The sequence below is a fragment of the Streptomyces sp. P1-3 genome (assembly GCF_050613155.1).
In the GTDB taxonomy this organism is placed as follows: domain Bacteria; phylum Actinomycetota; class Actinomycetes; order Streptomycetales; family Streptomycetaceae; genus Streptomyces.
In genome coordinates, this window is record NZ_CP192512.1 from 1,564,422 (window position 1) to 1,588,701 (window position 24,280).

At 71.6% G+C, this 24,280-nt stretch carries 23 protein-coding genes; 11 read left to right on the forward strand and 12 right to left on the reverse strand.

The features are described 5' to 3' along the window. Positions 1-103: 103 nt before the first annotated feature. The 7 genes from cysC (at position 104) to ACQUSR_RS06735 (ending at position 6,802) form a co-directional block, all read left to right on the forward strand. Positions 104-637, forward strand: coding sequence for an adenylyl-sulfate kinase (cysC, locus tag ACQUSR_RS06705; RefSeq protein WP_431041624.1), 534 nt, complete (start codon positions 104-106; stop codon positions 635-637). After that, positions 634-1,554: a sulfate adenylyltransferase subunit CysD gene (gene cysD / locus ACQUSR_RS06710; protein WP_431041625.1), complete on the forward strand. Its 921-nt coding sequence runs from the start codon at positions 634-636 to the stop codon at positions 1,552-1,554. Before cysC ends, cysD begins: the two co-directional genes overlap by 4 nt. Positions 1,555-1,556: 2 nt before the next feature. Then, positions 1,557-2,882, forward strand: a complete 1,326-nt coding sequence (locus ACQUSR_RS06715; RefSeq protein WP_431041626.1) for a sulfate adenylyltransferase subunit 1 — start codon at positions 1,557-1,559, stop codon at positions 2,880-2,882. A 213-nt stretch (positions 2,883-3,095) separates the two neighbouring features. After that, positions 3,096-4,223: an aliphatic sulfonate ABC transporter substrate-binding protein gene (locus tag ACQUSR_RS06720; protein WP_431041627.1), complete on the forward strand. Its 1,128-nt coding sequence runs from the start codon at positions 3,096-3,098 to the stop codon at positions 4,221-4,223. 40 nt (positions 4,224-4,263) lie between these two features. Next, entirely contained in the window at positions 4,264-5,073 is an 810-nt protein-coding gene (locus ACQUSR_RS06725) for an ABC transporter ATP-binding protein (protein ID WP_431041628.1), read from the forward strand. Next, positions 5,060-6,013, forward strand: a complete 954-nt coding sequence (locus tag ACQUSR_RS06730) for an ABC transporter permease (protein WP_431041629.1) — start codon at positions 5,060-5,062, stop codon at positions 6,011-6,013. Before ACQUSR_RS06725 ends, ACQUSR_RS06730 begins: the two co-directional genes overlap by 14 nt. A gap of 15 nt (positions 6,014-6,028) precedes the next feature. Continuing rightward, positions 6,029-6,802 (forward strand): sirohydrochlorin chelatase, encoded by a 774-nt coding sequence (locus ACQUSR_RS06735; RefSeq protein ID WP_431041630.1) that lies wholly within the window; start codon positions 6,029-6,031, stop codon positions 6,800-6,802. Positions 6,803-6,858: 56 nt separating this feature from the next. On the opposite strand, the gene ACQUSR_RS06740 is transcribed toward ACQUSR_RS06735, so the two are convergent. Further along, complete coding sequence (locus ACQUSR_RS06740) at positions 6,859-7,482, reverse strand: DsbA family protein (protein ID WP_431041631.1); 624 nt, start codon at positions 7,480-7,482, stop codon at positions 6,859-6,861. Positions 7,483-7,642: 160 nt separating this feature from the next. After that, positions 7,643-8,854 (reverse strand): S8 family peptidase, encoded by a 1,212-nt coding sequence (locus tag ACQUSR_RS06745; protein ID WP_431041632.1) that lies wholly within the window; start codon positions 8,852-8,854, stop codon positions 7,643-7,645. Positions 8,855-9,222: 368 nt separating this feature from the next. On the opposite strand from ACQUSR_RS06745, the gene ACQUSR_RS06750 reads away from it, so the two are divergent. The 3 genes from ACQUSR_RS06750 to erm all read left to right on the forward strand — a co-directional run bounded on the left by ACQUSR_RS06750 (position 9,223) and on the right by erm (position 12,864). Beyond that, on the forward strand, positions 9,223-11,583 hold the full coding sequence (locus ACQUSR_RS06750) for an MMPL family transporter (RefSeq protein ID WP_431041633.1): 2,361 nt from the start codon (positions 9,223-9,225) through the stop codon (positions 11,581-11,583). A gap of 109 nt (positions 11,584-11,692) precedes the next feature. Beyond that, positions 11,693-11,845: a hypothetical protein gene (locus ACQUSR_RS06755; RefSeq protein WP_431041634.1), complete on the forward strand. Its 153-nt coding sequence runs from the start codon at positions 11,693-11,695 to the stop codon at positions 11,843-11,845. Between the two features lie 197 nt (positions 11,846-12,042). Beyond that, the gene (erm, locus tag ACQUSR_RS06760) at positions 12,043-12,864 is read left to right on the forward strand and encodes an ErmE/ErmH/ErmO/ErmR family 23S rRNA (adenine(2058)-N(6))-methyltransferase (protein ID WP_431041635.1); all 822 of its coding nucleotides are present in this window, start codon (positions 12,043-12,045) and stop codon (positions 12,862-12,864) included. Between the two features lie 175 nt (positions 12,865-13,039). Here the strand turns inward: erm and ACQUSR_RS06765 are convergent, their stop codons facing one another. The 3 genes from ACQUSR_RS06765 to ACQUSR_RS06775 are packed head-to-tail and all read right to left on the reverse strand — an operon-like array spanning position 13,040 to position 16,094. Then, the gene (locus ACQUSR_RS06765) at positions 13,040-14,368 is read right to left on the reverse strand and encodes an ABC transporter substrate-binding protein (RefSeq protein WP_431041636.1); all 1,329 of its coding nucleotides are present in this window, start codon (positions 14,366-14,368) and stop codon (positions 13,040-13,042) included. After that, positions 14,368-15,210: a carbohydrate ABC transporter permease gene (locus ACQUSR_RS06770; protein ID WP_431041637.1), complete on the reverse strand. Its 843-nt coding sequence runs from the start codon at positions 15,208-15,210 to the stop codon at positions 14,368-14,370. Before ACQUSR_RS06770 ends, ACQUSR_RS06765 begins: the two co-directional genes overlap by 1 nt. Next, a complete protein-coding gene (locus ACQUSR_RS06775) occupies positions 15,207-16,094 on the reverse strand; it encodes a carbohydrate ABC transporter permease (protein WP_431041638.1) in 888 nt (295 codons plus the stop codon). Before ACQUSR_RS06775 ends, ACQUSR_RS06770 begins: the two co-directional genes overlap by 4 nt. A 189-nt stretch (positions 16,095-16,283) precedes the next feature. Here ACQUSR_RS06775 and ACQUSR_RS06780 point away from each other — a divergent pair, with 189 nt between their 5' ends. Further along, the gene (locus ACQUSR_RS06780; protein ID WP_431041639.1) at positions 16,284-17,195 is read left to right on the forward strand and encodes a phosphotransferase enzyme family protein; all 912 of its coding nucleotides are present in this window, start codon (positions 16,284-16,286) and stop codon (positions 17,193-17,195) included. Positions 17,196-17,240: 45 nt separating this feature from the next. Here ACQUSR_RS06780 and ACQUSR_RS06785 read toward each other — a convergent pair whose 3' ends face one another. From ACQUSR_RS06785 to ACQUSR_RS06815, 7 genes are all read right to left on the reverse strand, one after another. Then, positions 17,241-17,636: a VOC family protein gene (locus tag ACQUSR_RS06785; protein ID WP_431041640.1), complete on the reverse strand. Its 396-nt coding sequence runs from the start codon at positions 17,634-17,636 to the stop codon at positions 17,241-17,243. An 81-nt stretch (positions 17,637-17,717) separates the two neighbouring features. After that, complete coding sequence (locus ACQUSR_RS06790) at positions 17,718-18,434, reverse strand: exonuclease domain-containing protein (RefSeq protein ID WP_431041641.1); 717 nt, start codon at positions 18,432-18,434, stop codon at positions 17,718-17,720. A gap of 100 nt (positions 18,435-18,534) precedes the next feature. After that, positions 18,535-19,515 carry a hypothetical protein gene (locus ACQUSR_RS06795; RefSeq protein WP_431041642.1) on the reverse strand — a complete coding sequence of 327 codons (981 nt, stop codon included), beginning with the start codon at positions 19,513-19,515 and terminating at the stop codon, positions 18,535-18,537. 54 nt (positions 19,516-19,569) lie between these two features. Then, positions 19,570-20,427, reverse strand: coding sequence for a helix-turn-helix domain-containing protein (locus ACQUSR_RS06800; protein WP_431041643.1), 858 nt, complete (start codon positions 20,425-20,427; stop codon positions 19,570-19,572). Positions 20,428-20,585: 158 nt separating this feature from the next. After that, the gene (locus tag ACQUSR_RS06805; protein WP_431041644.1) at positions 20,586-21,830 is read right to left on the reverse strand and encodes an SAV2148 family HEPN domain-containing protein; all 1,245 of its coding nucleotides are present in this window, start codon (positions 21,828-21,830) and stop codon (positions 20,586-20,588) included. An 87-nt stretch (positions 21,831-21,917) separates the two neighbouring features. Next, complete coding sequence (locus ACQUSR_RS06810; protein WP_431041645.1) at positions 21,918-23,270, reverse strand: copper amine oxidase; 1,353 nt, start codon at positions 23,268-23,270, stop codon at positions 21,918-21,920. A 53-nt stretch (positions 23,271-23,323) separates the two neighbouring features. After that, the gene (locus tag ACQUSR_RS06815) at positions 23,324-24,106 is read right to left on the reverse strand and encodes a Tat pathway signal sequence domain protein (protein WP_431041646.1); all 783 of its coding nucleotides are present in this window, start codon (positions 24,104-24,106) and stop codon (positions 23,324-23,326) included. Between the last annotated feature and the right edge of the window lie 174 nt (positions 24,107-24,280).

Here is a 24,280-nt window from a genome sequence, read left to right on the forward strand (position 1 = left end):
GTGCTCTGGGGCAGGCAGGGGTTGCCTCGGACAACCATTCCCCTGGTAAGACACACGGGGGCCTGGGGGCCGTACCCCGGGGAGAGACGGCGGGAGAACTCACGTGACGGGCGCCACGATTTGGCTCACCGGCCTGCCCAGCGCGGGCAAGACCACGATCGCCTACGCGCTGGCCGAACGGCTGCGCGACGAGGGCCACCGGGTCGAGGTGCTGGACGGCGACGAGATCCGCGAGTTCCTCTCCGCGGGGCTGGGGTTCGGCCGCGCGGACCGGCACACCAACGTGCAGCGGATCGGCTTCGTCGCCGAACTGCTGGCCAGCAACGGCGTGAAGGCGCTGGTGCCGGTCATCGCGCCGTACGCGGACAGCCGCGAGGCGGTGCGGGGGCGCCACCAGAGCGAGGGCACGCCCTATCTGGAGGTGCATGTCGCCACTCCGGTCGAGGTGTGCTCGGTGCGTGACGTGAAGGGGCTGTACGCGAAGCAGGCCGCGGGCGAGATATCAGGGCTCACCGGGGTCGACGACCCCTACGAGCAGCCGGAGGCGCCCGACCTGCGGATCGAGTCCCAGCACCAGTCGGTGGCGGAGTCCGCCGCGGCGCTGCACGCGCTGCTCGTGGAAAGGGGTCTGGCATGAGCGACGCGCACGCCGACAATCCGTACGCGCTGTCCCACCTCGACGCGCTGGAAGCCGAGGCGGTGCACATCTTCCGCGAGGTGGCGGGGGAGTTCGAGCGGCCGGTGATCCTGTTCTCCGGCGGCAAGGACTCCATCGTCATGCTGCATCTGGCGCTGAAGGCGTTCACGCCCGCTCCGGTGCCGTTCTCGCTGCTGCACGTGGACACCGGACACAACTTCCCCGAGGTCATCGCCTACCGGGACCGCACGGTCGCCGAGCACGGGCTGCGGCTGCACGTCGCGTCCGTACAGGAGTTCATCGACGCGGGGAAGCTGCGCGAGCGCCCGGACGGCACCCGCAACCCGTTGCAGACCGTGCCGCTGCTGCACGCCATCGAGTCCCACCGCTTCGACGCGGTCTTCGGCGGCGGGCGGCGGGACGAGGAGAAGGCCCGCGCCAAGGAGCGGGTGTTCAGCCTCCGTGACGAGTTCGGCGGCTGGGACCCGCGCCGCCAGCGCCCCGAGCTGTGGCAGCTGTACAACGGCCGGCACTCCCCCGGCGAGCACGTGCGCGTCTTCCCGCTGTCGAACTGGACCGAGCTGGACGTGTGGCAGTACATCGCCCGGGAGAAGATCGACCTTCCGGAGATCTACTACGCGCACGAGCGCGAGGTGTTCTCCCGCAACGGCATGTGGCTGGCGCCCGGCGAGTGGGGCGGCCCCAAGGACGGCGAGGCCGTGCAGACGCGGCTGGTGCGCTACCGCACGGTCGGCGACATGTCCTGCACCGGAGCGGTCGACTCCGACGCGGTGACCATCGAGCGGGTCATCGAGGAGATCGCCGCGTCCCGGCTGACCGAGCGGGGCGCGACCCGGGCCGACGACAAGCTGTCGGAGGCCGCGATGGAGGACCGCAAGCGCGAGGGGTACTTCTAACCATGACGACCACCGAACAGGCCACCGCCACCTCGCTGCTGCGCTTCGCCACGGCCGGATCGGTCGACGACGGCAAGTCCACGCTGGTGGGCCGGCTGCTGCACGACTCCAAGTCGGTCCTGGCCGACCAGTTGGAGGCCGTCGAGCACGCCTCGCGCAGCCGCGGCGCGACCGCCCCGGACCTGGCACTGCTGACCGACGGGCTGCGGGCCGAGCGCGAGCAGGGCATCACCATCGATGTCGCCTACCGCTACTTCGCCACGCCCCGGCGGCGGTTCATCCTCGCCGACACCCCCGGCCATGTGCAGTACACCCGGAACATGGTCACCGGCGCCTCCACCGCCGAGCTCGCCGTGGTGCTGGTCGACGCGCGCAACGGCGTGGTCGAGCAGACCCGGCGGCACGCGGCCGTCGCGGCCCTGCTGCGGGTGCCCCATGTCGTCCTCGCCGTGAACAAGATGGACCTGGTGGACTACGCGGAGCCGGTGTTCGCCGCGATCGCCGAGGAGTTCACCGCGTACGCCGCCTCCCTCGGCGTCCCCGAGATCACCGCGATCCCGATCTCCGCGCTGGCCGGGGACAACGTGGTGACCCCGTCGGCGAACATGGACTGGTACGGCGGGCCGACCGTGCTGGAGCACCTGGAGACCGTGCCGGTGGGCACCGACCCGTCGGCGGACCCGGCCCGTTTCCCCGTCCAGTACGTCATCCGTCCGCAGACCGCCGAGCACCCCGACTACCGCGGCTACGCGGGCCAGATCGCCGCCGGGGTGCTGCGGGTGGGCGAGCCGGTGACCGTGCTGCCCTCGGGCCTTACGAGCACGATCGCCGGGATCGACGCGCTCGGCGAGGCCGTGGACGTGGCGTGGGCGCCGCAGTCGGTGACGCTGCGGCTCGCCGACGACGTGGACGTCTCGCGCGGCGACCTGATCGCGCCGAGCGCCGCGGCCCCCGCCACCACCCGGGACGTGGAGGCGACGGTGTGCCACCTGCACGACCGTCCGCTGCGGGTCGGCGAGCGGGTACTGCTCAAGCACACCACCCGTACGGTCAAGGCGATCGTGAAGGACATCCCGTCCCGGCTGACCCTGGACGACCTCTCGCAGCACCCGGCACCGGGTGAGCTGTCCGCCAACGACATCGGCCGGGTCGTGGTGCGCACCGCCGAGCCGCTGGCTCTCGACGGCTACGCCGACTCCCGCCGCACCGGGTCCTTCCTGCTGATCGACCCGGCCGACGGGACGACCCTGACGGCCGGGATGGCGGGCGCGTCCTTCGCCTCCGCCGCCGCGCCCGCGCCCGCCGACGACGAGGGCTGGGACTTCTGACCGTGATCACCGATGTCTACGCGACCTTCGCCAAGGAGGGCGGCCGGGTCGGCAGCGGCGCCCTGGGCAGCGGCGAGGGCGGAGTCAGCCGATGTGCGGGCTGACGCGCTCCGTGTCATCCGCTCAGCCGTCCGCTGAGCTCCGCCCACCGCCGTACGCCGAACTGCCGGGCGTCCCCTGACGTACCCCCGGCCCGCCGAGAGGACCCTCCCCGTGTCCGCTGTCCGCACCGCTCAGCCCAGATCGCCCCGTCGCCGCCTGTTCGCGGCCGCCGCCGTCCTCCCCCTGCTGATCGGCGCGCTCGGCGCCTGCGGCTACGGGTCGGAGAAGAAGGACGACAAGACCGTGCCCGCCGCCAAGGGCGAGAAGATCGACGGTCTGGACAAGGTGAGGATCGGGTACTTCGCCAACCTCACCCACGCCACCGCGCTGGTCGGCCTGCGGAACGGCGGTCCGATCCAGAAGGAGCTGGGCGGCACCCAGATCCAGCCGTTCGTCTTCAACGCGGGCCCCTCCGAGATCGAGGCGCTCAACGCCGGCTCCATCGACATCGGCTGGATCGGCCCGTCCCCGGCGATCAACGGCTACGCGAAGTCGCACGGCAAGAACCTGAAGATCATCTCGGGTTCGGCGTCCGGCGGCGTGAAGCTCGTCGTCAACCCCAAGAAGATCAAGACCCTTGACGACCTCAAGGGCAAGAAGATCGCCACGCCGCAGCTCGGCAACACCCAGGACGTGGCGTTCCTCAACTGGATCTCGGAGCGGGGCTGGGAGGTCGACGCGCAGAGCGGCAAGGGCGACGTCTCCGTGGTCCGTACGGACAACAAGGTGGCCCCGGACGCCTACAAGTCCGGGTCGATCGACGGCGCGTGGGTACCGGAGCCGACCGCGTCCAAGCTGGTCGCCGAGGGCGGCAAGGTGCTGCTGGACGAGTCCACGCTGTGGCCGGACAAGAAGTTCGTGATCACCAACGTGATCGTCAAGCAGTCGTTCCTGGAGAAGCACCCCGACGTGGTCGAGGCCGTGCTGCGCGGTTCGGTGAAGACCAACCAGTGGATCAAGGACAACCCGGACCAGGCGAAGGCCGCGGCCAACGAGGCCCTGGAGGCCGAGACCGGCAAGGCGCTGCCGGCCGAGGTGATCGACCCGGCGTGGCGGAGCATCGAGGTCATCGACGACCCGCTCGCCAGGTCCTTGAGCACCGAGGCCGACCACGCGGTGCGGGCGGGCCTGCTGGAGGAGCCCGACCTCAAGGGCATCTACGACCTGCGCGCGCTGAACAAGGTCCTCAAGGACGAGGGCAGGCCGACCGTCTCCGCCGCCGGCCTCGGCGATCAGTAGTTCCGTCCGAACGCCCGCGTACGTACCAGGAGGTGACCTGATGGCCACGGCTCTGACCACCGAGAAGACCGACGCGCCGGACACCACGACGGCGGCCGCGCCCGCAGCCGTGCGGATCGGCCATGTGCACAAGGTGTTCGGGAGGCCCGGAACCGCCGCGCAGCCCGTCCTCGAGGACATCAACCTCGATGTGCGGCCCGGTGAGTTCGTGTGCCTGCTCGGGGCGTCGGGCTGCGGCAAGTCGACCCTGCTCAACCTGGTCGCCGGACTGGACCGGCCGACCGCCGGGGAGATCGAGGTCCCCGGCGGCCGCCCGGCCCTGATGTTCCAGGAGCACGCGCTGTTCCCCTGGCTCACCGCGGGCCGGAACATCGAGCTGGCGCTGCGGCTGCGCGGGGTCCCGCGCGCCGCGCGCCGGCCCGAGGCGGAGCGGCTGCTGGAACTGGTGCGGCTGGGCGGCGCGTACGGCAAGCGCGTGCACGAGCTGTCCGGCGGCATGCGGCAGCGGGTCGCCCTGGCCCGCGCGCTCGCGCAGGACTCCGACGTGCTGCTGATGGACGAGCCGTTCGCGGCCCTGGACGCCATCACCCGCGACGTCCTGCACGAGGAGCTCACCCGGATCTGGAGCGAGACGGGGGTGTCGATCGTGTTCGTCACGCACAACGTCCGGGAGGCGGTCCGGCTCGCCGAGCGCGTGGTGCTGCTGTCCTCCCGCCCGGGGCGGGTGGTCCGCGAGTGGCGGGTCGACATCCCGCAGCCGCGCCGTATCGAGGACGCGGCCGTCGCGGATCTGTCCATCGAGATCACAGAGCAACTGCGTGGGGAGATCCGCCGCCATGGCCAGCGCTGAGACCACCGGCGAGACGCCGCGGGAGACCACGGGGACGGCGACCGCCTCCCTCGAGAAGAAGGACCGGGCAGGCGACTCCGGCGGCGACCTGGCGGGTCTGGAGGCGGGCCTCGACGCGCTGGAGGCGGTCCAGATCCGCCGCACGCCCGTGACCCAGGTGCTCGTGCAGAAGGTGCTGCCGCCCATCGTGGCCGTCGCCCTGGTGCTGGCGGTCTGGAAGGGCCTGGTCTGGGCGAAGGTCACCGACGACTACAAGCTGCCCGACCCGTCGAAGGTCTGGGACGCGCTGCACCTGCTGTGGGTCCGGGGCGAGTTGCTGGACATCGTGTGGACCAGCGTCTCGCGCGGCCTGTTCGGCTTCCTCATCGCGCTGGCCATCGCCACCCCGCTGGGGCTGGTCGTCGCCCAGGTGAAGTTCGTCCGGGCCGCCATCGGGCCGATCCTGTCCGGCCTGCAGTCGCTGCCGTCGGTCGCCTGGGTGGCGCCCGCGGTGATCTGGCTGGGCCTCAACGACCAGATGATGTACACCGTCATCCTGCTCGGCGCGGTCCCCTCCATCACCAACGGGCTGGTCTCCGGCATCGACCAGGTGCCGCCGCTGTTCCTGCGGGCCGGGCGGACGCTCGGCGCCCGGGGCCTGACCAGCGCCCGGCACGTCCTGCTGCCCGCCGCGCTGCCGGGCTATGTCGCGGGTCTGAAGCAGGGCTGGGCGTTCTCCTGGCGGTCGCTGATGGCCGCCGAGATCATCGCCAAGTCCCCCGACCTGGGGCTGGGGCTGGGGCAGTACCTGGAGAACCAGCGCAACAACTCCGACATGGCGGGCGTGCTGCTCGGCATCATCCTCATCCTCTTCGTCGGCATCGCCATCGAGCTGCTGGTCTTCGCGCCCATAGAGCGCCGGGTACTGCGCAGCCGCGGACTGCTGGCCGCCGCGCGGTAGGGCCCGGCTGATCCCATGACCGCTCCCGTCCTGCTCGTCATCGCCCACGGCAGCCGCGATCCGCGGCACGCGGCGACCGTCACCGCGCTCACCGCGCGGGTGCGGTCGCTGCGGCCGGGGCTGCGCGTGGAGACGGCGTTCCTGGACTTCAACGCGCCGAGCGTGCCGCAGGTCCTGTCGCGGCTGGCGGCGGACGGGGTACGGGAGGTGGTGGCACTGCCGCTGCTGCTCACCCGCGCCTTCCACGCGAAGGCCGACATCCCCTCCGTGCTGCGGGAGGCCGCGCTGCGGCACCCGTGGCTGTCCGTTCGGCGGGCCGAGGTCCTCGGGCCTTCGCCGCTGCTGACCGCCGCCCTGGAGCGGCGGCTGTCCGAGGCCGGACTGGATCCGTCCGATCCGTCCGCCCGTGCCTCGACCGGGGTCGTCCTGGCCTCGGCGGGCTCCACCGACCCGGAGGCGATCGCAGTGATCGCAGAAATCGCGCGGGAGTGGCGGCACACCGGTTGGTGCGCCGTGCGACCTGCGTTCGCCTCCGCTGTGTCCGCCGCGGGCTACCCCCGTACCGAGGACGCGGTACGGGCGCTGCGGGCCGACGGCGCCCGGCGGGTCGCCGTCGCGCCGTATGTCATCGCGCCGGGCCGGCTGCCGGACCGGATCGCCGAGGGGGCGCGGTCGGCGGGCGCCGACGTGCTGGCCGATGTCCTGGGCCCTGGCCCGGAGCTGGCCCGGCTGCTGCTGCGGCGCTACGACGGGGCCGCGGCGCGGCCGCGTGCGGCGCTGACGGCCTAGCTGTACTCACCCGCAGGGTTGTTCACACGGCTGATGGGTGGCTGCCCGCCGCTCGCTCAGCTGAAGTCGAGGTCGCCGGTGCGGGTCCGCTTCAGCTCGAAGAACTTCGGGTACCCGGCCAGCAGCCGGGCGCCCTCGAAGATCCGCAGCGCGTCCTCGCCACGCGGGATCGCGCTGAGGACCGGGCCGAAGAAGGCGACTCCGTCGATGTGCAGGGTGGGGGTGCCGACATCCTCTCCGACCGGGTCCATGCCCTCGTGGTGGCTCTTGCGCAGTTCCTCGTCGTATTCGGTCGACGAGGCGGCGGCGGCCAGTTCGGCGGGCAGGCCGACCTCGGCGAGGGCTTCCCGCAGCACGGCTTCGGTGTCCTTGTTCCCCTGGTCGTGGATGCGGGTGCCGAGCGCGGTGTAGAGGTCGCGCAGCACCTCCTCGCCGTGGTGCCGGGCCGCGGCTATGCAGACGCGAACCGGCCCCCAGCCCTTGTCCAGGAGCTGCTTGTAGCGCTCCGGCAGGTCCTCGCGGCCCTCGTTGAGGACCGACAGGCTCATCACGCGGAAGCGCAGGGAGAGTTCGCGCTGCCGCTCCACCTCCAGGATCCAGCGGGAGGTGATCCAGGCGAAGGGGCAGACGGGGTCGAAGTAGAAGTCGACCTTGGGTGCGGTGGTGCTCTGCGTTGTCATGATGGTGAGCGTAGTCGGCTACTGGCCCTGCGATCTGGGCCAATGGCGCATGGGCTCAGTGGGCCACTGGCCCATGTGTGGCGGCCGGCCGCCACACCCCGTGGGGGTGGAGTGCGACGGCCGGCCGGTTGCGCGATACCGCGAGGCGGATTGAGCAGATTTACTCGACGACCTTGAGCAGCTTGTTGGGCGTGCCCTCGCTCGGGTTGGTGATCTTGTCCGGGGTGGCGCCCTCGGTCAGCGCGGCCGCCACCTGCTCGGGGGTGGCGTCCTGGTGGTTGGCGAGGTAGACGGCGGCGGCGCCCACGACGTGCGGGGTGGCCATCGACGTACCCGAGATGGTATTGGTGGCGTCGTCGCTCTCGTTCCAGGCGGAGGTGATGTCCGAGCCCGGGGCGTAGATGTCGACGGCCTCACCGTAGTTGGAGAAGTCCGACTGCTCGTCGTCCTTGGTGCTGGAGGCGACGGTGATGGCCTCCTTGACCCGGGCCGGGGAGCCCTGGGTGTCGGTGGACTCATTGCCCGCGGCCACACCGAAGGTGACACCGGAGGCGATGGCCTTCTGCACGGCCGCGTCCAGGGCCTCGTCGGCGCCGCCGCCGAGGCTCATGTTGGCGACGGAGGGGCCCTGGTGGTTCTGGGTGACCCAGTCGATGCCCGCGACGACCTGCTCGGTGGTGCCGGAGCCCTGGTCGTCCAGGACGCGGACGGCGACGATCTTCGCCTTCTTGGCGACACCGTGCTCGGCACCGGCGATGGTGCCCGCCACGTGGGTGCCGTGGCCGTTGCCGTCGTTGGCGTCGTCGTCGTTGTCGATGGCGTCGAAGCCGGAGGTGGCGCGGCCCTCGAAGTCCTTGTGCGTGACGCGCACACCGGTGTCGATGACGTACGCAGTGACGCCCTCGCCCGCGCTGTCGGGGTAGGTGTACTTGCTGTCGCCCGCGGTGTCCGCCTGGTCGATGCGGTCCAGGCCCCACGACGGCGGGTTGTCCTGGGTGGCGTCGATGGTGAACTTGTGGTTCTGGACGACCTTCTCCACGGCCGGGTCGGCCGCCAGGCGCTTGGCCTCGGTCTCGCTCAGGCCGCTGGCGGAGAAGCCGTTGACCGCCGAGTCGTAGGTCCGCTTGACCTCGCCGCCGTACTCCTCGGCCAGGTCCTTGCCCTCGGAGGCGGCCTTGATGGTCTTGCCGCCCTTGAGCATCACGATGTAGCTGCCGTCGATGGCGTCCTTGGACTCGGTGCCGTAGACCGTACCCTCGGCCGGGGTCGACGCGCCGGCCGGGATGGCTATGAAAGCACCGCCGGCGACGGCGGCAGCGGCGGCGACGGCGATGGCCAGCTTGCGCTTGGTGACGCGCTTGTGAGTTGCCATTACGAGGGTTCCTCCTCGTGAGGTTGTGGGGGGATTCGGAAGTTGCTCCTGCAACTTCCCCCGGAGACAGGAGAGTCCGCTCCGGGCTGCTCGAAACCCTGACCGATTGACGGGCGCAATTCAAGATTCATCCCCGGCGCGACATACACATGTGACATACCCAACGGCTCCGCACCCTCCAAACCCCCTTCGAACAGCGTCAACCCGGAAAAGCGCGCTCTTCCCGGTGTTCCGGGTCATGTCCCTTTACGTGTAAGGGGCCCCCTTGCGTGGAGGTGGGGCTAGCACCAGTGCTCGGGGTGGAGCTTCCTCGACCTCGGTTCACCAGCCAGCAGGATGGGGCGCCGCGACCGGCCGCCGTAGCGTCGATGTGGGGCGGCGACAGCGGGTCGCGGCACGGGAATGAGGGGGAAGTCGTGGCGGACACGGGCCACTTGAACCGACCGCGGGGGCTCGCGGCCCGCGTGGGCGGCTGGAGCGCGCGGCACCGCTGGGCGGCGGTCGGGGGCTGGGTGCTGTTCGTCGTGCTCGCGCTGGCCGTCGGTTCGATGGCCGGCCGCGTGGATACGACGGAGAGCGAGGCGGTGCCCGGTGAGACCGGGCGGGTCGCGAAGATCCTCGACGAGGCGGGCATCGAGAGCCCCGCCGGGGAGACCGTCCTCATCCAGGCCAAGGAGCGCGGCGGACCGACCGCGGACGACCCTGAGTTCCGCAAGGCGGTCGACGCGGTGCTGGACGCTGTCCGCGGCACCGGTGAGGTCACCGCCGTGGAGTCTCCGTACGCGTCCAAGGCGATATCCGCCGACCGGCGTTCGGCCCTGGTCCAGTTCGAGATGCGCGGTGATCCGGACAAGGCCACCGACCACATCGAATCCGTTCTGGACGCGGTGGCGAAGGTGCAGGACGGGCATCAGCGGGTGCGCGTGGAGGAGTTCGGCGCCGCGAGCGGCGACAAGGCCTTCGATGACGCGTTCGGCGACGACTTCCAGCAGGCCGAGTACTCCGCGCTGCCCGTCGCCCTCGGCATCCTGCTGATCGCCTTCGGTGCCCTGGTCGCCGCCCTGCTGCCGGTCGTGCTCGCCATGACCGCCTTCCTGGCCACCACCGGCCTGGTGGCGGTGGTCAGCCACCTGGTGCACATGAGCGACACCGCCAACTCCGTGATGCTGCTGGTCGGCCTGGCGGTCGGCGTCGACTACTGCCTGTTCTACCTGCGGCGGGAGCGGGAGGAGCGGGCCGCGGGACGGGACCCGCAGACGGCGCTGCGGATCGCCTCCGCCACCTCCGGCCACGCCATCCTCGTCTCCGGCTTCACGGTCATCGTCGCGATGGCCGGAATGCTCTTCACCGGCATCGCCGACTTCAAGTCGATGGGTCTGGCCACCCTGATGGTGGTCGCGGTCGCGGTCATCGGCTCCGTCACGGTGCTCCCCGCGCTGCTGTCGCTGCTCGGCGAGCGGGTGGAGAAGGGCCGTCTCCCCTTCCTCGCCCGGCGCAAGCGGGGCCGCGGCCGGCACGGCGGGGGCGGCGAGAGCCGCTTCTGGAAAGCGGTGCTCGGTCGGGTGCTGCGGCGGCCGAAGCTCTCCGCCGCTGTCGCGGGAGGCCTGCTGGTGCTGATCGCCCTGCCCGCGCTGGGGATGAAGACCGCCAACTTCGAGCTGGACCAGGAGTTCGACAGCTCCGTGCCGGTGGTCGCGGCGTACGAGCACATGAACGAGGCGTTCCCCGGCGGCCCCGACCCGGCCAAGGTGATCGTCAAGGCGGACGACATCAACGCCGCGCCGGTGCGCGCCGCCATCGCCGACTTCCGTGCCCGGGCCGTCAGCGAGGGCGCGTCCAAGGGCCCGGTCAAGGTGACCGTGCACGACCGGGAGAACGTGGCCGAGATCGAGGTCCCGCTGGCCGGCGGGCTGGACAAGGACAAGGCGGAGCAGAGTCTGAACATCCTGCGCGACGAGGTGCGCCCCGCGACCCTCGGCAAGGTCGACGGCGTGGACGCCCCGATCGGCGGATCCACCGCCTCCTCCAAGGACTTCAACGACAAGATCGGTTCGGCGGTCGTGCCGGTCTTCGCCTTCGTCGTGGTCTTCGCCTTCCTGCTGATGCTGATGTCGTTCCGCTCGCTGACGATCGCCGTGACCGCGATCGTGCTCAACCTGCTGTCGGTGGGCGCCGCCTACGGCATCCTCACCGCCGTCTTCCAGCACGGCTGGGGCGCGGGCCTGGTCGGCGCGGAGGGGGTCGGCGCGGTGGTGGCCTGGCTGCCGCTGTTCCTCTTCGTGATCCTGTTCGGCCTGAGCATGGACTACCACGTCTTCGTGGTCTCCCGGATCCGCGAGGCGCGGATGGCCGGACGCACCACCAAGGACGCCGTGGTGCACGGCGTCGTGACCACCGCCGGTGTGGTCACCAGCGCGGCGGTCATCATGGTCGCGGTCTTCGCGATCTTCGGCACGCTGTCCATGCAGAGCATGAAGCAGATGGGCGTCGGGCTGGCGGCCGCGGTGCTGATCGACGCGACCGTGATCCGCGGAGTGCTGCTCCCGGCGGTCATGGCGCTGCTGGGCGAGCGCAACTGGTACCTGCCCACGTGGCTGCGGTGGCTGCCCGACCTGTCGCATGACGAGTCGGCACTCACCGCGGGAGCGGTCAGCGCACCGGCCCAGGCGCCCGGGGTGTACGGCCCGGCCGGGCACGAGGGACACCAGCCGCAGCACGCGCGGCTGTAGGGAAATCCCGTTGCGGCCCGCCGGAGCGGGCCCCTACGGTCGACTGGTCGCGCGGCCTTCCGCCGCGCGACCAGTTCGCGTATCCGCACAGCCCGGGAGGAGTTCACCGATGGGCGGCAGTCCCGGCATCGGCGTGTTCACCCGTGTCGACACCCGTGGCCCCGCCCGGGCGGTCTGTGCGCACGCCTTCGCTCCGCTCACCCGCCGCCCGCGGCGCGGCCCGGTGCCCTGGCACCGGGCTGGACGCGTCGAACGCCCGTAGAGCGGCCGGTACTCCACCGAGTCGCGGTCTTCCGTCCGCGCGCATCCGCTTCCGCGTGATCCGATCCGCTCGCTTCTGACAGCTCGCTCACGCCTGCCCTATGCCAGGGCCCCGCCAGTCCGCCATCACGTACTCCGGGCGGGCGGCAGGCCCTGTTCCGCGCTGCCGCCCGCCCGGCTTCCGAAAGGACGCCGGCTGTGGCCCGCACCCCGAAGCACTCGCAGTTCCCCGTTCGCGCCCCGCGCCGTTCCGAGCGCGACCAGGCGCGGCGCGCGCTCTCCCAGAACTTCCTCACCGACCGCGCCGTCGTCCGCGGCGTACTGCGGGCGGCCGATCCGGACCCCGCCGATCTGCTGGTCGAGGTCGGACCCGGCAAGGGCGTACTCACCGAGGCGCTCGCCCCGCACTGCCGCGCGCTGATCGCGTACGAGATCGACCGCCACCTCATCGGCGGGCTGCGCGACCGGCTCGGGGCGTACGCGCATGTCCGAGTGGTGCACCAGGACTTCCTGACCGCCCGCCCGCCGCACGGGCCGTTCGCGGTGGTGGCCAACGTGCCCTACGCCCGTACCGCCGAGATCGTCCGCTGGTGCCTGCAAGCACCCCGGCTGACCTCGGCGACCCTGCTGACGCAGTGGGAGTACGCGGCGAAGCGCACCGGCGGCTTCGGGCGGTGGAGCCTGCTGACCGTGCGGACCTGGCCGGAGGTGGAATGGCGGCTGTGCGGACGGGTGCCGCGTGCGGCCTTCCGGCCCGTACCGCGGGTGGACGGCGGCGTCCTGCGCCTCGACCGGCGGGCGGCACCGCTGGTGCCGGACGCGGCTGAACGGGCGGCGTACGGGCGGATGGTGGAGCTCGGCTTCTCCGGAGTCGGCGGCTCGCTGTTCGCGTCGCTGCGCCGCGACTGGCCGGCACGGCGGCTCACCGATGCCTTCGGCCGAGCGGGGCTGCGGCGGGACACGGTCGTGGGCCATGTGGCGCCGAGCCAGTGGCTGACGGTGTTCCGCGTGCTCGCGTAGCGGCTCGGGGCGAAGCCCGGTCACCACGCTGGTGCCGGACGGTAGGTCTGGCTCTGGCCCACAACTGGTACCGGCGGTGGGTCTGGCCCACCATTGGCGCCGGACGGTGGGTCTGGCCCACCGCTGGTGCCGGACAGTGGGTCTGGCCACCACCGGTACCGGCGGTGGGTCCGCCCTACCGCTGGTACCGGGCCAGCACCAGGTTCCCGTCCCGGACCAGCTTCCGCCGCAGCGCGCCGCCGCCGATCGCCCCGCTGTAGTACTCCTGGAACGCCGGGGTCGCGATCTTGTCCTTCCACTCCGGGTAGCCGCGCACCGACTGGGCGGGCGCGGAGCGCAGATGGCGGGCGAGCGCGGTGCCGGTGGCCCACCCGTGGCGCTTGGTACGCAACGGGGGATCGGCCAGCGCCGCCCGGCCGGTGGGGAGCATCCAGTCGCCGAGCGCGAGCCGCACCATGTTGCGCGGCCGCAGGAGGAAGTCGAGGAAGGCCACCGCCTCCTCCTTGAACGGGCAGTCCTCGGCGATGGACAGGGTCTGCGGGCTCACGCCCTGCCGCTGGTCCCGGCCGGGGCCGGCGGGCGCGGGCAGCACGGTCCACGCGAAGCCCTCGGGCGCCTGCTGGACGATCTGCTGGCGGAAGGAGAAGCCGAGCGGCACCATCGCGTACCTGCCGCCGAAGAAGCCGGGCAGGGTGTCCGAGCCGCCCATGCCGAGCGTGCTCCGGGCCGCCGTACGGGCGGTGTTGACCTGGTCGTGGATCACCTGCGGCACCCGCTGGTCCGGGGCGTCGAACCGGACCTCCACCTTGCCGTCCGTACCCCGGTGGAAGACCTGGCCGCCGGTGGACAGCGAAAGGTTGAGCGTGGCGGAGACCGGCTCCTTCAGCGGCCAGGCCACGCCGTACCGCCCGTCGCCCGTCAGTCTCTCCGCCACCGCCTCGAACTCGGCCCAGCTCCACGGCGCTTCGGCGGTCGGCGGCCGGACGCCGGCCCGCTCCAGCAGCGTGCGGTTGGCCATGATGACGCGCGGTTCCTGGAGGAACGGCACCCCGAAGACACCGTCGCCGAAGGTGGTGGTCTGCCAGCTGTGGTCCGGGATGTCGGCCTTGAGGCGCCGGGGCAGCAGGCCGGACAGGTCGGCGAGGAACCCTCCGTACGCGAAGTCCGCGAGGTCGTCGGAGGCGTCGTGGATGATGTCCGGCGCCTCGCCGCCCTCGAAGGAGGTCAGCAGTTGGTCGTGCACGCCGTCCCAGGCACCCTGCACGTACTCGATCCGGATCTTCGGGTGGGCGGCGTTCCACTCGTTCACCAGCCGCTTGTTCACGGCGATCGACTCCTGCTGCCAGGCCAGCGATTGGAAGCGCAGGGTCACCGACCCGTCGGCGGCGCGCCGCCTGGGCGAGGAGCAGCCGGGCAGGACGGCGGCGACGGGCACGGCCAGCGCACCGGCCAGGAGGGAGCGGCGTCCCAGCGCTCTCGGCCCCCTCGGTGCCCCCGGCGCCATCAGTGCTTCACCGCCCCGGCCAGCATCCCGCCGGTGATCCGCCGCTGGATGACGGAGAACAGCAGCAGGGACGGAAGGGTCGCCAGCAGGGACGCGGCGGCCAGCGGGCCGAGGTCGGCGACGCCCTCATTGCCGAGGAAGTGGGTGAGGACGACCGGCATCGTCTGTTTCTCCGGGGACTTGAGCAGGACCAGGGCGAAGAAGAACTCGTTCCAGGCGGTGATGAACGCGAACAGCGCGGTGGCGACGATGCCCGGTGCGAGCAGCGGCGCGATGACGGACACCAGCGTGCGCAGCCGCCCGGCACCGTCCACGGCGGCGGCCTCCTCCAGCTCCGGCGGCAGGGACCGTACGTACCCCGTGAGCATCCACAGGGCGAACGGCAGCGACCAGGTCACGTAGACCAGCACCAGGCCGGGCACCGAGTCGATCAGGTGCAGGCGCTTGAGGACCAGGAACAGCGGGATGATCACCAGGACGAACGGGAACGCCTGGCTCACCACGACCCAGCCGGTGGCCGCCCGCGTCAGTGAGGAGCGGCGGCGGGCCATGACGTACGCCATCGGGGTGGCCAGGGTGACGGCGACGAGCGCCGCGCCGCCCGCCGCGAGCAGGCTGTTGGCCGCGGCCCGCAGCAGCGGCTGCTCGTCGAACGCCTGCCGGAAGTTGTCCCAGGTGGGGTGTTCCGGCAGCCAGGTCGGGTGCAGGGTGGCCAGCTCCCGGGGCGGTTTGAAGGCGGTGGAGAGCAGCCACAGCAGCGGGAAGGCGAGGAAGACGAGGTAGCACAGCAGCGCCAGGTACTGGCCGGCGCGTCCGGCGCGCCGCTTCGCGATGGTTCTCACGCGTCGTCCCCTTTCAACCGGCCGACGAGGAAGAAGGCGAGCAGGAGCGAGACGACGGCGACCATCACGCAGCCCATCGCCGCCGCGTAGCCGAACTGGCCGTAGCGGAACGCCTCCTCGTACGCGAACAGCATCGGCAGCCGGGTGCGACCGCCGGGCCCTCCGTTGGTGAGCACGTACACCAGGGCGAAGGAGTTGACGTTCCAGATGAAGCCGAGCGCGCTGATCGCCAGCGCGACCGGCCGGATGGCCGGCCAGGTGACCGTGCGGAACCGGCGCCAGGCGCCCGCGCCGTCCATCGCGGCGGCCTCGTGCAGCTCACGCGGTACGTTCTGCAGCCCGGCGAGCAGCGCCACCGTGGTCTGCGGCATCCCGGCCCAGATGCCGACGACGATGACGGCGGGCAGCGCGGTGCCGAGGCTGCCGAGCCAGTCCCGCTGGGTGCCCAGCGCCTCGTTGAGGATTCCCGCGTCGGGGTGGTAGACCAGCCGCCACATGATGCCGACGACGACCTCCGGCATGGCCCACGGGACGATCGCCAGCACCCGCGCCAGCCAGCGGAACCGCAGGTTCTGGTTGAGCAGGAGCGCCAGCCCCAGAGAGAGGAGGAACTGCGGGACGGTCACGCCCACGGCCCACAGCAGACCGATCCGGAACGACTCCCAGAAGAGGGTGTCGTGGCGCAGGTCCTGGAAGTTGAGCGTGCCGATCCACTGGGTGGGGTCGGTTCGGCCGGACTGGGCGTCGGTGAAGGCCAGCGCGATGCCGTAGAGCAGCGGGCCGACGCTGAGCACCAGGATCGGGATCAGCGCGGGCAGCACCAGGAACCAGGCGGGTGCTAAGCGCCGCGCGGCGGCCGGTGGTGTGTCGGGAGAACGCGGCACGGCGGAGGGCTCCTCACAGGCGCGCGACGGGAGTCGGGGCGCCCGGTGCGGAGGCCCCCGTCATCGTGCTGACGGCACATGGAGCAGTCAAGCGCCGCGGGGGTGGCGCGCGGTGCGACACTTGGCCTGATCCTCGCGGATCCGTGCGATGCATACCCGTTCGAGACGACAGGAAGGAATCCGGACAAGATGGCAGAAACGGCATTCACTGAGGAGCGGGCGCGCGCCGTGCTGGCGGCGGCGGTCCCGCACCTGGGGGACGAGGGCGTCACGGCGCGGCTCCTCGCCCTCGGTGAGAACGCCGTCTTCGCCGTCGACCGGCCCGACCGGCCGGACCTGGTGGTCCGGATCAGCCGTGACGCGGACGAGGAGACGTGGAGCCGGGTGGCACGGGAGCTGCGGGTGGCCGTGTGGCTCGCGACGCAGGGGCTGCCCACCGTGCAACCGGCCCCCTACAGCGCCGACCAGCCGCTCTGGTTCGGCAACCACCTGGTGACGTACTGGGAGCAGCTGCCGCCGCCCGTGCGCCCCGCCGGGCCGCGCGACCTCGCCGGTCTCCTCCTCATGGCGCACTCAGTGGCCCCGCCACCGTTCGAACTGCCCCGCCGCGACCTGCTGGGCGGGGTCGAGCGCTGGCTGCGGCGGGCCGGGGACGCCGTCGACCCGGCCGACGCGGCGTATCTGCGCGCGCGCCGCGACGACTTCGCCGCCGCCGCGGCCGAACTGACCGGGCACCTGCCGCCGGGGCCGATCCACGGTGACGCGCTGCCGCGCAATGTGCACGTCGGGCCCGAAGGCCCGGTGCTGGTGGACCTGGAGACGTTCTCATCGGACCTGCGCGAGCACGATCTGGTGGTGATGGCCCTGTCCCTGGACCGGTACGGGCTGGACCCCGCGGCGTACGACGACTTCGTGGCGGCCTACGGCTGGGATGTACGCGAGTGGGACGGCTGCGCGGTGCTGCGGGGCGCGCGGGAGACGGCGAGTTGCGCGTGGGTCGCCCAGCACGCACCCGGCAACCCGGCCGCGCTGACGGAGTTCCGCCGCCGGGTCGCCTCACTCCGCGAGGGCGACCCGACGGTGCGGTGGTACCCGTTCTGACCGCGGCCCCGATGGACGGGCCGCTGCCTACGGCCCGTCAACCGGTCATTCGGGGTCGCCACTCCCGTACGGACGGGTGATGATCTCCAGGTAGTGACCGTCGGGATCGAGGAAGTACACCCCGCGCCCGCCGTCGTTGCGGTTGATCTCGCCCTCCCTGCGCCGGGCCGGGTCGGCCCAGTACGTGAGACCGGCCTCCTGGACGCGCCCGAAGATGGCGTCGAACTCCTCCTCGGAGACCAGGAACGCGTAGTGCTGTGGCGCGATCTCGGCGCCCTCGGGGACGTTGGCGAAGTCCAGCGTGACCCCGTTGGCGGTGGCGACGGGAACGAAGGGGCCTGCCGGTTCCCCGACCTCCAGCCCGAAGATCGTGCCGAAGAACTCGGCGGAGACCTGCTTGTCGCGGGCCCCGACGATGGTGTGGTTCAACTCGACTGACATGTGTGGAATGCCTCCATAGGCATCTCCTGGCACCTCGTGCGCCTCACCCGGTCGGTGACGACGTTCGATGCCTTTCCGACCCTAACCGACGATCACCGGTTCACGCATGGGCCATTTTCCGTCGACGACCGCCTCCGGCGTGCCCCGGCCGCGCAGCCACCGCTGGAAGTCCGCGGCCCAGTCCGCGTACCACTCGACCTGTTTGCGGTGCAGGTCCCAGGGGGCCAGCGCGGCCACCTGGGCATGGGCCTCCGCGACCGCCCCGGCCACCCGCGCCGCGGCCAGCGCGTCCGCTCCGGCGTCGTGCGCGCCGGTCAGCACCACGCCGTACACCTCGCAGACCGCCTCCAAGGTGCGCTTGCCCTTGCGGTACTTGTCCACGGCGCGGTCGATGGTCAGCGGGTCGATCACCGGGCCCGTCGGGGCGCCGTCCAGCCGCTCGCCGATCGCGGGCAGCCCGTGCCGCCGGAGCTCCGCGGCGAGCAGGCTCAGGTCGAACGCCGCGTTGTACGCCACGACCGGCACCCCGGCCCGCCAGTGCGCGACAAGGGTGTCGGCCACCTCGTCGGCCACCTCGCGGGCGGGGCGGCCGCGGGCGGCGCGCTCGCTGGTGATGCCGTGCACGGCGACGGCGTCGTCCGGAATGGGCACCCCGGGGTCGGCGAGCCACTCGCGCCGCCCGATCCGCTCCCCGTCCTTCACCTCGACGACCGCCGCCGTGACGATCCGCGCCTCGTTCGGGTCGGTGCCCGTGGTCTCCAGATCGAAGCCGATCAGCAACTCCCGGTGCCAGCCCATCGTGGCCCTCCTTCGCGTACTTCCCCCGGTTGCGCTTCACCCTCCCACGCGGCACTGACAACCGGCCGTCCGCTCCGGCAGGGCCCGCCCGGCGGCTCGGCTACGCGGGCACCCGGACCTCGTCGCGCATCACGCTGGCCCGCTTCGCGTACGCCTCGAGGTCGATGGACTTGGGCGAGCCCAGCGCCAGCTTGGGGTCGGTCAGCATGACCGCGGCGAGCGTGGTCTTGTCCGCCCAGACGCAGGTGGGGAACGCGTAGCTGCGCCCGCTCTGCTTCTTGACCATCACCTCGCACGTCATGGGCTCGTCCGAGCCCTCGGGAGTGATCTCCCGCCGTGCCTGCCCGACCGAGGCGCCGTCGGACTGCTCCATGCCGTCGATGAAGTCCTTGATGGCCTGGTCCGGGTCGTCGATACCGCCGGTGTAGCCGGTGTAGAGGAGCTGGTCGGTGGCACCGGACGAGTACTGGCCCGCGGTGGCCTTCAGGTTGTGCATGTTGACCCCGTCGTCCGGGACCTGCGAGTCGAACGTCTCGCTCATGTCCTTGGACAGGGTGTATTTCCCGTTTTCCAGGGACTTCGGCACGATGAGCTTGTACGTGCCCTCAGCGCCGGTGCCGCCGCCGGCCGAGGCCGACGGCGACGCACTGGGGCTCGTGCTCTCCTCCGGCGGGGTGCTGGTGCCGGGCTTGTCGTCGGCCTGCTTCTTCTTGCCGTCGTCGTCCTTGGTGACGAAGAAGATCGCCCCTGCCAGCACGGCACCGACCGCCACGAGCGAGCCGATGACTATCGCGAGCTTCTTCTTGGAGTTGTCCGGTCCCTGCGGCGGCATGGGCGGCTGGGGCGCACCCCAGCCGTCACCGCCGTACGGCTGCGGAACCGAGCCCTGGGGCGGGGGTCCCTGCGGGGCTCCGTACGGCGCCTGCTGCGGGTAGCCCTGCGGCTGCGCCTGCGGGGGGCTCGCGTAGGGATTGGCCGAGGACGGGCCGTAAGGGCCGGCGGGCGGGGCACCGTGCGGCTGGTTCGGCTGGCCGTCCTGCGGCGGGCCGAATCCGGGCTGGGGCGGCGGAGGCACACTCATGGCGCAGACTCTTTCACATTTAAACCGACCGCCTCCCGTCCACCCCGATACCGGTCACCGAGGCTGCCGCCGCCTGTCATCGAACTCCAGGGCGGTCCGCGAGATCAGCTCCATCGAGCGCCGGGGCGACAGGGCCGCGGCGCGCAGCTGGTCGAAGGCCGCCTGATGCTCCTCGACGGCGCGCCTCTCCGCCAGGAACAAGGAGGCGCCGAGGTAGTCGACGGTCACGACGTCGAGGTCCATCGGGTCGGGGTAGGAGCAGATGCCAAAGGCCCCGTCAACGCCCGCGTGCCAGCCCTGCGCGAAGGGGACCACCTGGATGGTCAGGTCTGGCGGGCCGCCGACCTCGGTCAGCTTCCTCAGCTGTGCGGCCATCACGGACGGCCCGCCGATCTCGCGCCGCAGCACGGCCTCGTCCAGGACGCAGGCGTAGCGTGGGGCCGAACCATCGCCGAATATCCCCTGACGCGCCATGCGTACCGCGACGTACGACTCCAGCTCCTGCCGCGTGGCCTCCGTCTCGCGGCGCCGGATGAGCTCCGTCGCGTATTCGGGCGTCTGGAGCAGACCCGGCACCAGCATGTCCTGGTACTCGAGGATGCGTACGGCATCCGCCTCGATGCTGAGGCGCTCCTGGAACTCCGGCGCCAGGACGTCCCCGTACCGCTGCCACCAGCCCTTCCTGCGGCTCTCGCGCGCCAGCGCGGTCAGCGCCACGCGCAGCCTGGTGTCCTCCACCTTGTAGAGCTCGAGCAGCGCTTCCATCTCCAGCTTGCGGACGCCGAGGCGGCCGTTCTCGATGCGGGAGATCTTCCCCTTGTCGCAGCCGATGCGCTCGGCCGCGTCGTCCATCCGCACGCCCGCGGCCTCACGGAGCCGCCTGAGTTCCCCGCCGAGCTTGCGCCGTCGCACGGTCGGCCGTAAATGGGACTGCGCCTGCATACCGCCCCTCCCTCTCCGGTCGAAGACAGCCTGCCGGGCCGGCAACCGTCATATCACCACACGACCATTCATTCACTCGATCGAGCGGTCGAATGCAAGGTTGCACAGGGCCATGGCACCAGGCGCGGTCAGGACACCGGTCGCGAGTCCGCCCAGACGCTCTCGAACTCCTCGCGGTAGATCTCGAAGAGCCCGCCCTCGCCCGCGCCCTGGTCCGCCCGTACCACCTCGCGGTCGCGGCCGCCACCGCGCAGCACCAGCACCGGGGCCTCCATGCCGCGGGCCTTGCGCAGATACGTCTGGACGACGGCGAGGCCGTCCGTGCCGTCGCCGTTGACCAGGTAGGCCGTGAAGCGGGGGGTCTCGTCGAACACGTGGATCTCGAAGGCGCCGGGATCGCGCAGCCGGGCGCGCACACGCCGCATGTGGAGGATGTTCATCTCCACCCCGCGACTCAACTCGCCCTTCTTGATGCCCAGTTCCCGCTCGCGGCGGCGCACCGCGCTGCTGGCCGGGTTGAGGAACAGCAGCCGGGTACGGCAGCCGGATTCGGCCAGCCGGACCAGCCGCCGGCCCGAGTAGCTCTGCACCAGGAGGTTGAGGCCTATGCCGACGGCGTCGAGGCGGCGGGCGTTGCCGAACAGGTCCTCGGCGGGGAGGGTGCGCTGGAGCCGTACCCGGTCCGGGTGGACGCCCACGACGTCGGCGTAGCGGTCGCCCACCAGGTCCTCGACGGCGTCGATGGGGAGCCGGTCGGCCGCGGGGGTCCCGCTGCCGCTGTCGAGGATCTCCAGCAGCCGCGCGGAGGCCCGTTCGGCCTGAGCCAGGACGGTCTCGGACAGCGCGCGGTTGCGGGAGACGACGTTGCGGCTCACCTCCAGCTCGTCCAGGGCGAGTTCCAGATCGCGGCGGTCGTCCAGGTACGGCTCGAAGCAGGGCCAGTGCTGGACGAGCAGTTCGCGCAGCTGCGGCAGGGTGAGGAAGCTGAGGACGTTGTCGTCGGCGGGGTCGAGCAGATAGCCCTTGCGGCGGCTGACCTCCCGTACGGCGACGGCGCGCTGCACCCACTCCTGTCCGGCGGGGCCGGCGGCGGCCACCACCCAGTCGTCGCCGTGCACCGGCTCGTAGATGGGCCGGAGCACGGCGGCGACGACGGCGCGCAGCCGCTGTTCGACGAGATTCAGCCAGATGTAGGCGCGGCCGGCCCGGCGGGCGCGGGTCCGCACCTCCGTCCAGGCCTCGACGCCCCAGTCCAGTTCCGCGCCGATCTCGATCGGCCGCGCCAGGGACACCGCGCCTGGTGGCGCGTCGGCGGTGCCGTCACCCCCGGCGTCCGAGTCGCCAGGAGGCAGCTCCAACCCGCCCGAGCTCACCTTGCACCGCCTTCCGCCCCCGTCCAACGATCACCGCAGACTACTGCGCGGGCGGAGGCGGTGCATCAGGATCGTTCGAGGAGTCGTTCAACCTTCCTGTTCTTTATGGCCGTTGTGATCGGCCAGGGCGGGCGGCGTGAGCGGATTCATAGCGGTGACGTCGCGCGGGGAGAGCTGGAAGCCCTGCCAGTGCACCGGCATGGGCTCCTGGTCCTCATCGCGGGCGATGTGGTGGAAGCCGATGTTCACCCAGGCGATCGGGTGTTTCAGCGGCTGGTTGTTGACCCACTTGTCGACGCTCCTGCCCGCTCCCGGGCCGCAGTTGCGCAGGTTGTTGCTGGCGAACTGCTCGCACTTATTGTACTCGGTGAAGTAGACGTCGTGCCGGGTGTAGCCGCGTCCCGGGTACTTGACGGTGTGGCCGGGCACGATCTCGTACGACCTGGGGTGGCCGTCCCTGTTCTTCCCGGCCGAGCTCACCACCCGCCACCAGCGGGCGCCGACCGCGTCGCCGGCCAGTTCCTTGCCGACCCGAGTGCGGGTCGTCTTCGTCTTGGGCAGTTGCCCGGACGCCTGGGTGGTCTTGGAGTCGTACTGCTCGACGGTGCTCTTCGGGGAGCCGTCGAGGCCGAAGTTCAGCCGCCAGAAGACGTTGTGGCTGTGGCTGGTGGCGTAGTCCTTGGCGCCCTTGCCGATCGGCCAGCCGCGGCCGTCGCCCGCGTCGTAGTCCATCGGCGAGAGTGTGCCGGTGGCGCCGACCTGCATGGTCATGGTGCCGTCGCCGGCGAACCGCCATTCGGTGATGTACTCGTACCAGCCGACCTGGTTGACGGTGTAGACCAGCAGGTCCTTGCCCTGGGCCTGGTAGACCTTGCCGGGCTTCTCGCCCGCCATACGGTAGGCGTGGCCGCGGGAGCGGGTGGTGGCGCACAGGCCCTTGACGTTCGGGTTCTGGGGGTCCCAGGCGCCGGGCACCTTGACGGTCTTGATGGTGCCGCCGGGGCATTCGGCCGGGTCCAGCTGCTGGAGGCCCTGGGCGAAGCCCTGTCCGGTGAGGTCGTCGTACTCGATGTTGCCGTCGTCGTAAGGGACGTGGATCTGGGCGAGCTTGGCGGTGGTGAGCACCTTGATCGGCTGGGGCTCGCCCTTGGGCTGGTAGGAGACGTCGTCCAGGACGAGTCCGGCGTTGGACTCGTAGTGCCAGCACATCCGCCAGACGGTGCCGCCGTCCAGCTTCTGTTCGATCCGGTAGGCGCTGCTGCACGCCGGGGCGGGGGCCGGGGCCTTGGCCGCCGCGCCCGGGGCCGCTCCGGATGCCGCGCCCGCGGCCTGCGCCGCGCTCACCGGCCCGGCCGCGACGCTCGCGGCACCGAGGAGCGCGCAGGCTCCGAAGGCCGCCCAGAGCCGGTCACGGGCAGGGCGGCGCTTGTCGTCACGCATGAGGGACTCCTGTACGGATGTACGTAACGTGGGGATGTATGAAGGACCTCGGGTCAGCCGAGCCGGGCGACCTTGCGGGCGCTGAGGTCGACCACCAGCTGCCGGGTGTCGATCCAGGGGCCGTTCTCGACCCGGGTGAAGAGCCGGACGCAGCGGTGCTCGCCGCAGTCGGCGAGCCGGTCGGGGCCGGGGTTCTCCGCGTCGACGCGGTAGACGAAGCCGGTGACGGTCAGCTGGCCGGGGCCGGTCAGCGTCCGGCCGGTGGCGTCCTGGTAGTCCTTGCGCAGTCCGTCGCCGAGCGGGTCGGCGACGAGCAGCCGGGCGGCCTCCTCGACCTCCTCGCGGGTCGGCGGTGGCTGCACGCCGTGCTGGGTGTCGGTACGCTCGACCTTCCCGGAGGCGAGATCGACCGTCTTGGTGATGTACGCGTCGTTCTTGTAGTCGTAGAACGTCACGTCCGCCCGGCGGGGCGGGTCGGCGGCGCCGACCTCCGCCGGGGTGAGCTCGGCCAGATCCGTGGCGATCTGCTGGGGGCCCGGCTTGCCCCGCACGTCCTCACCGCCGGTCCGGAAACCGCGGCTGAGCGCGATCCCCCGCGCGCGCTCCAGCTCGCCGTCGGTGAGCGGATCGCGGCCGGCCCCCTTCTCGCGCTCCGGCGGCGCGGCCGCCACCACGCCCGGCTGCTGGCGCGCCTGGTCGCTGTTGTCCGCTTCGACTCCCGGCGACTGCGCGTCCCCCGACGCCTCGCCCGGGAGCGACACTGCCACCAGGGCCGCCGCGGCGGTCACCGCGACGGCCGCGCCGGCCACCACCTTGCCCAGGTGGCGACGGTTCACAATGCGCACATTTCCCACCAATCCCCGCCTTTTCACTTATTAGCCCGCAAAACGGGAGATCCCACTTGCGGAGGTCACCCGGTAGGACGAACCGATGTCGTCGTAGGTTGCCTCGCTTTTGAGGAAGATCTGGTGAAAGCGGCGCTTGGGGGCGTCAATTGGGCCACAGTGCCT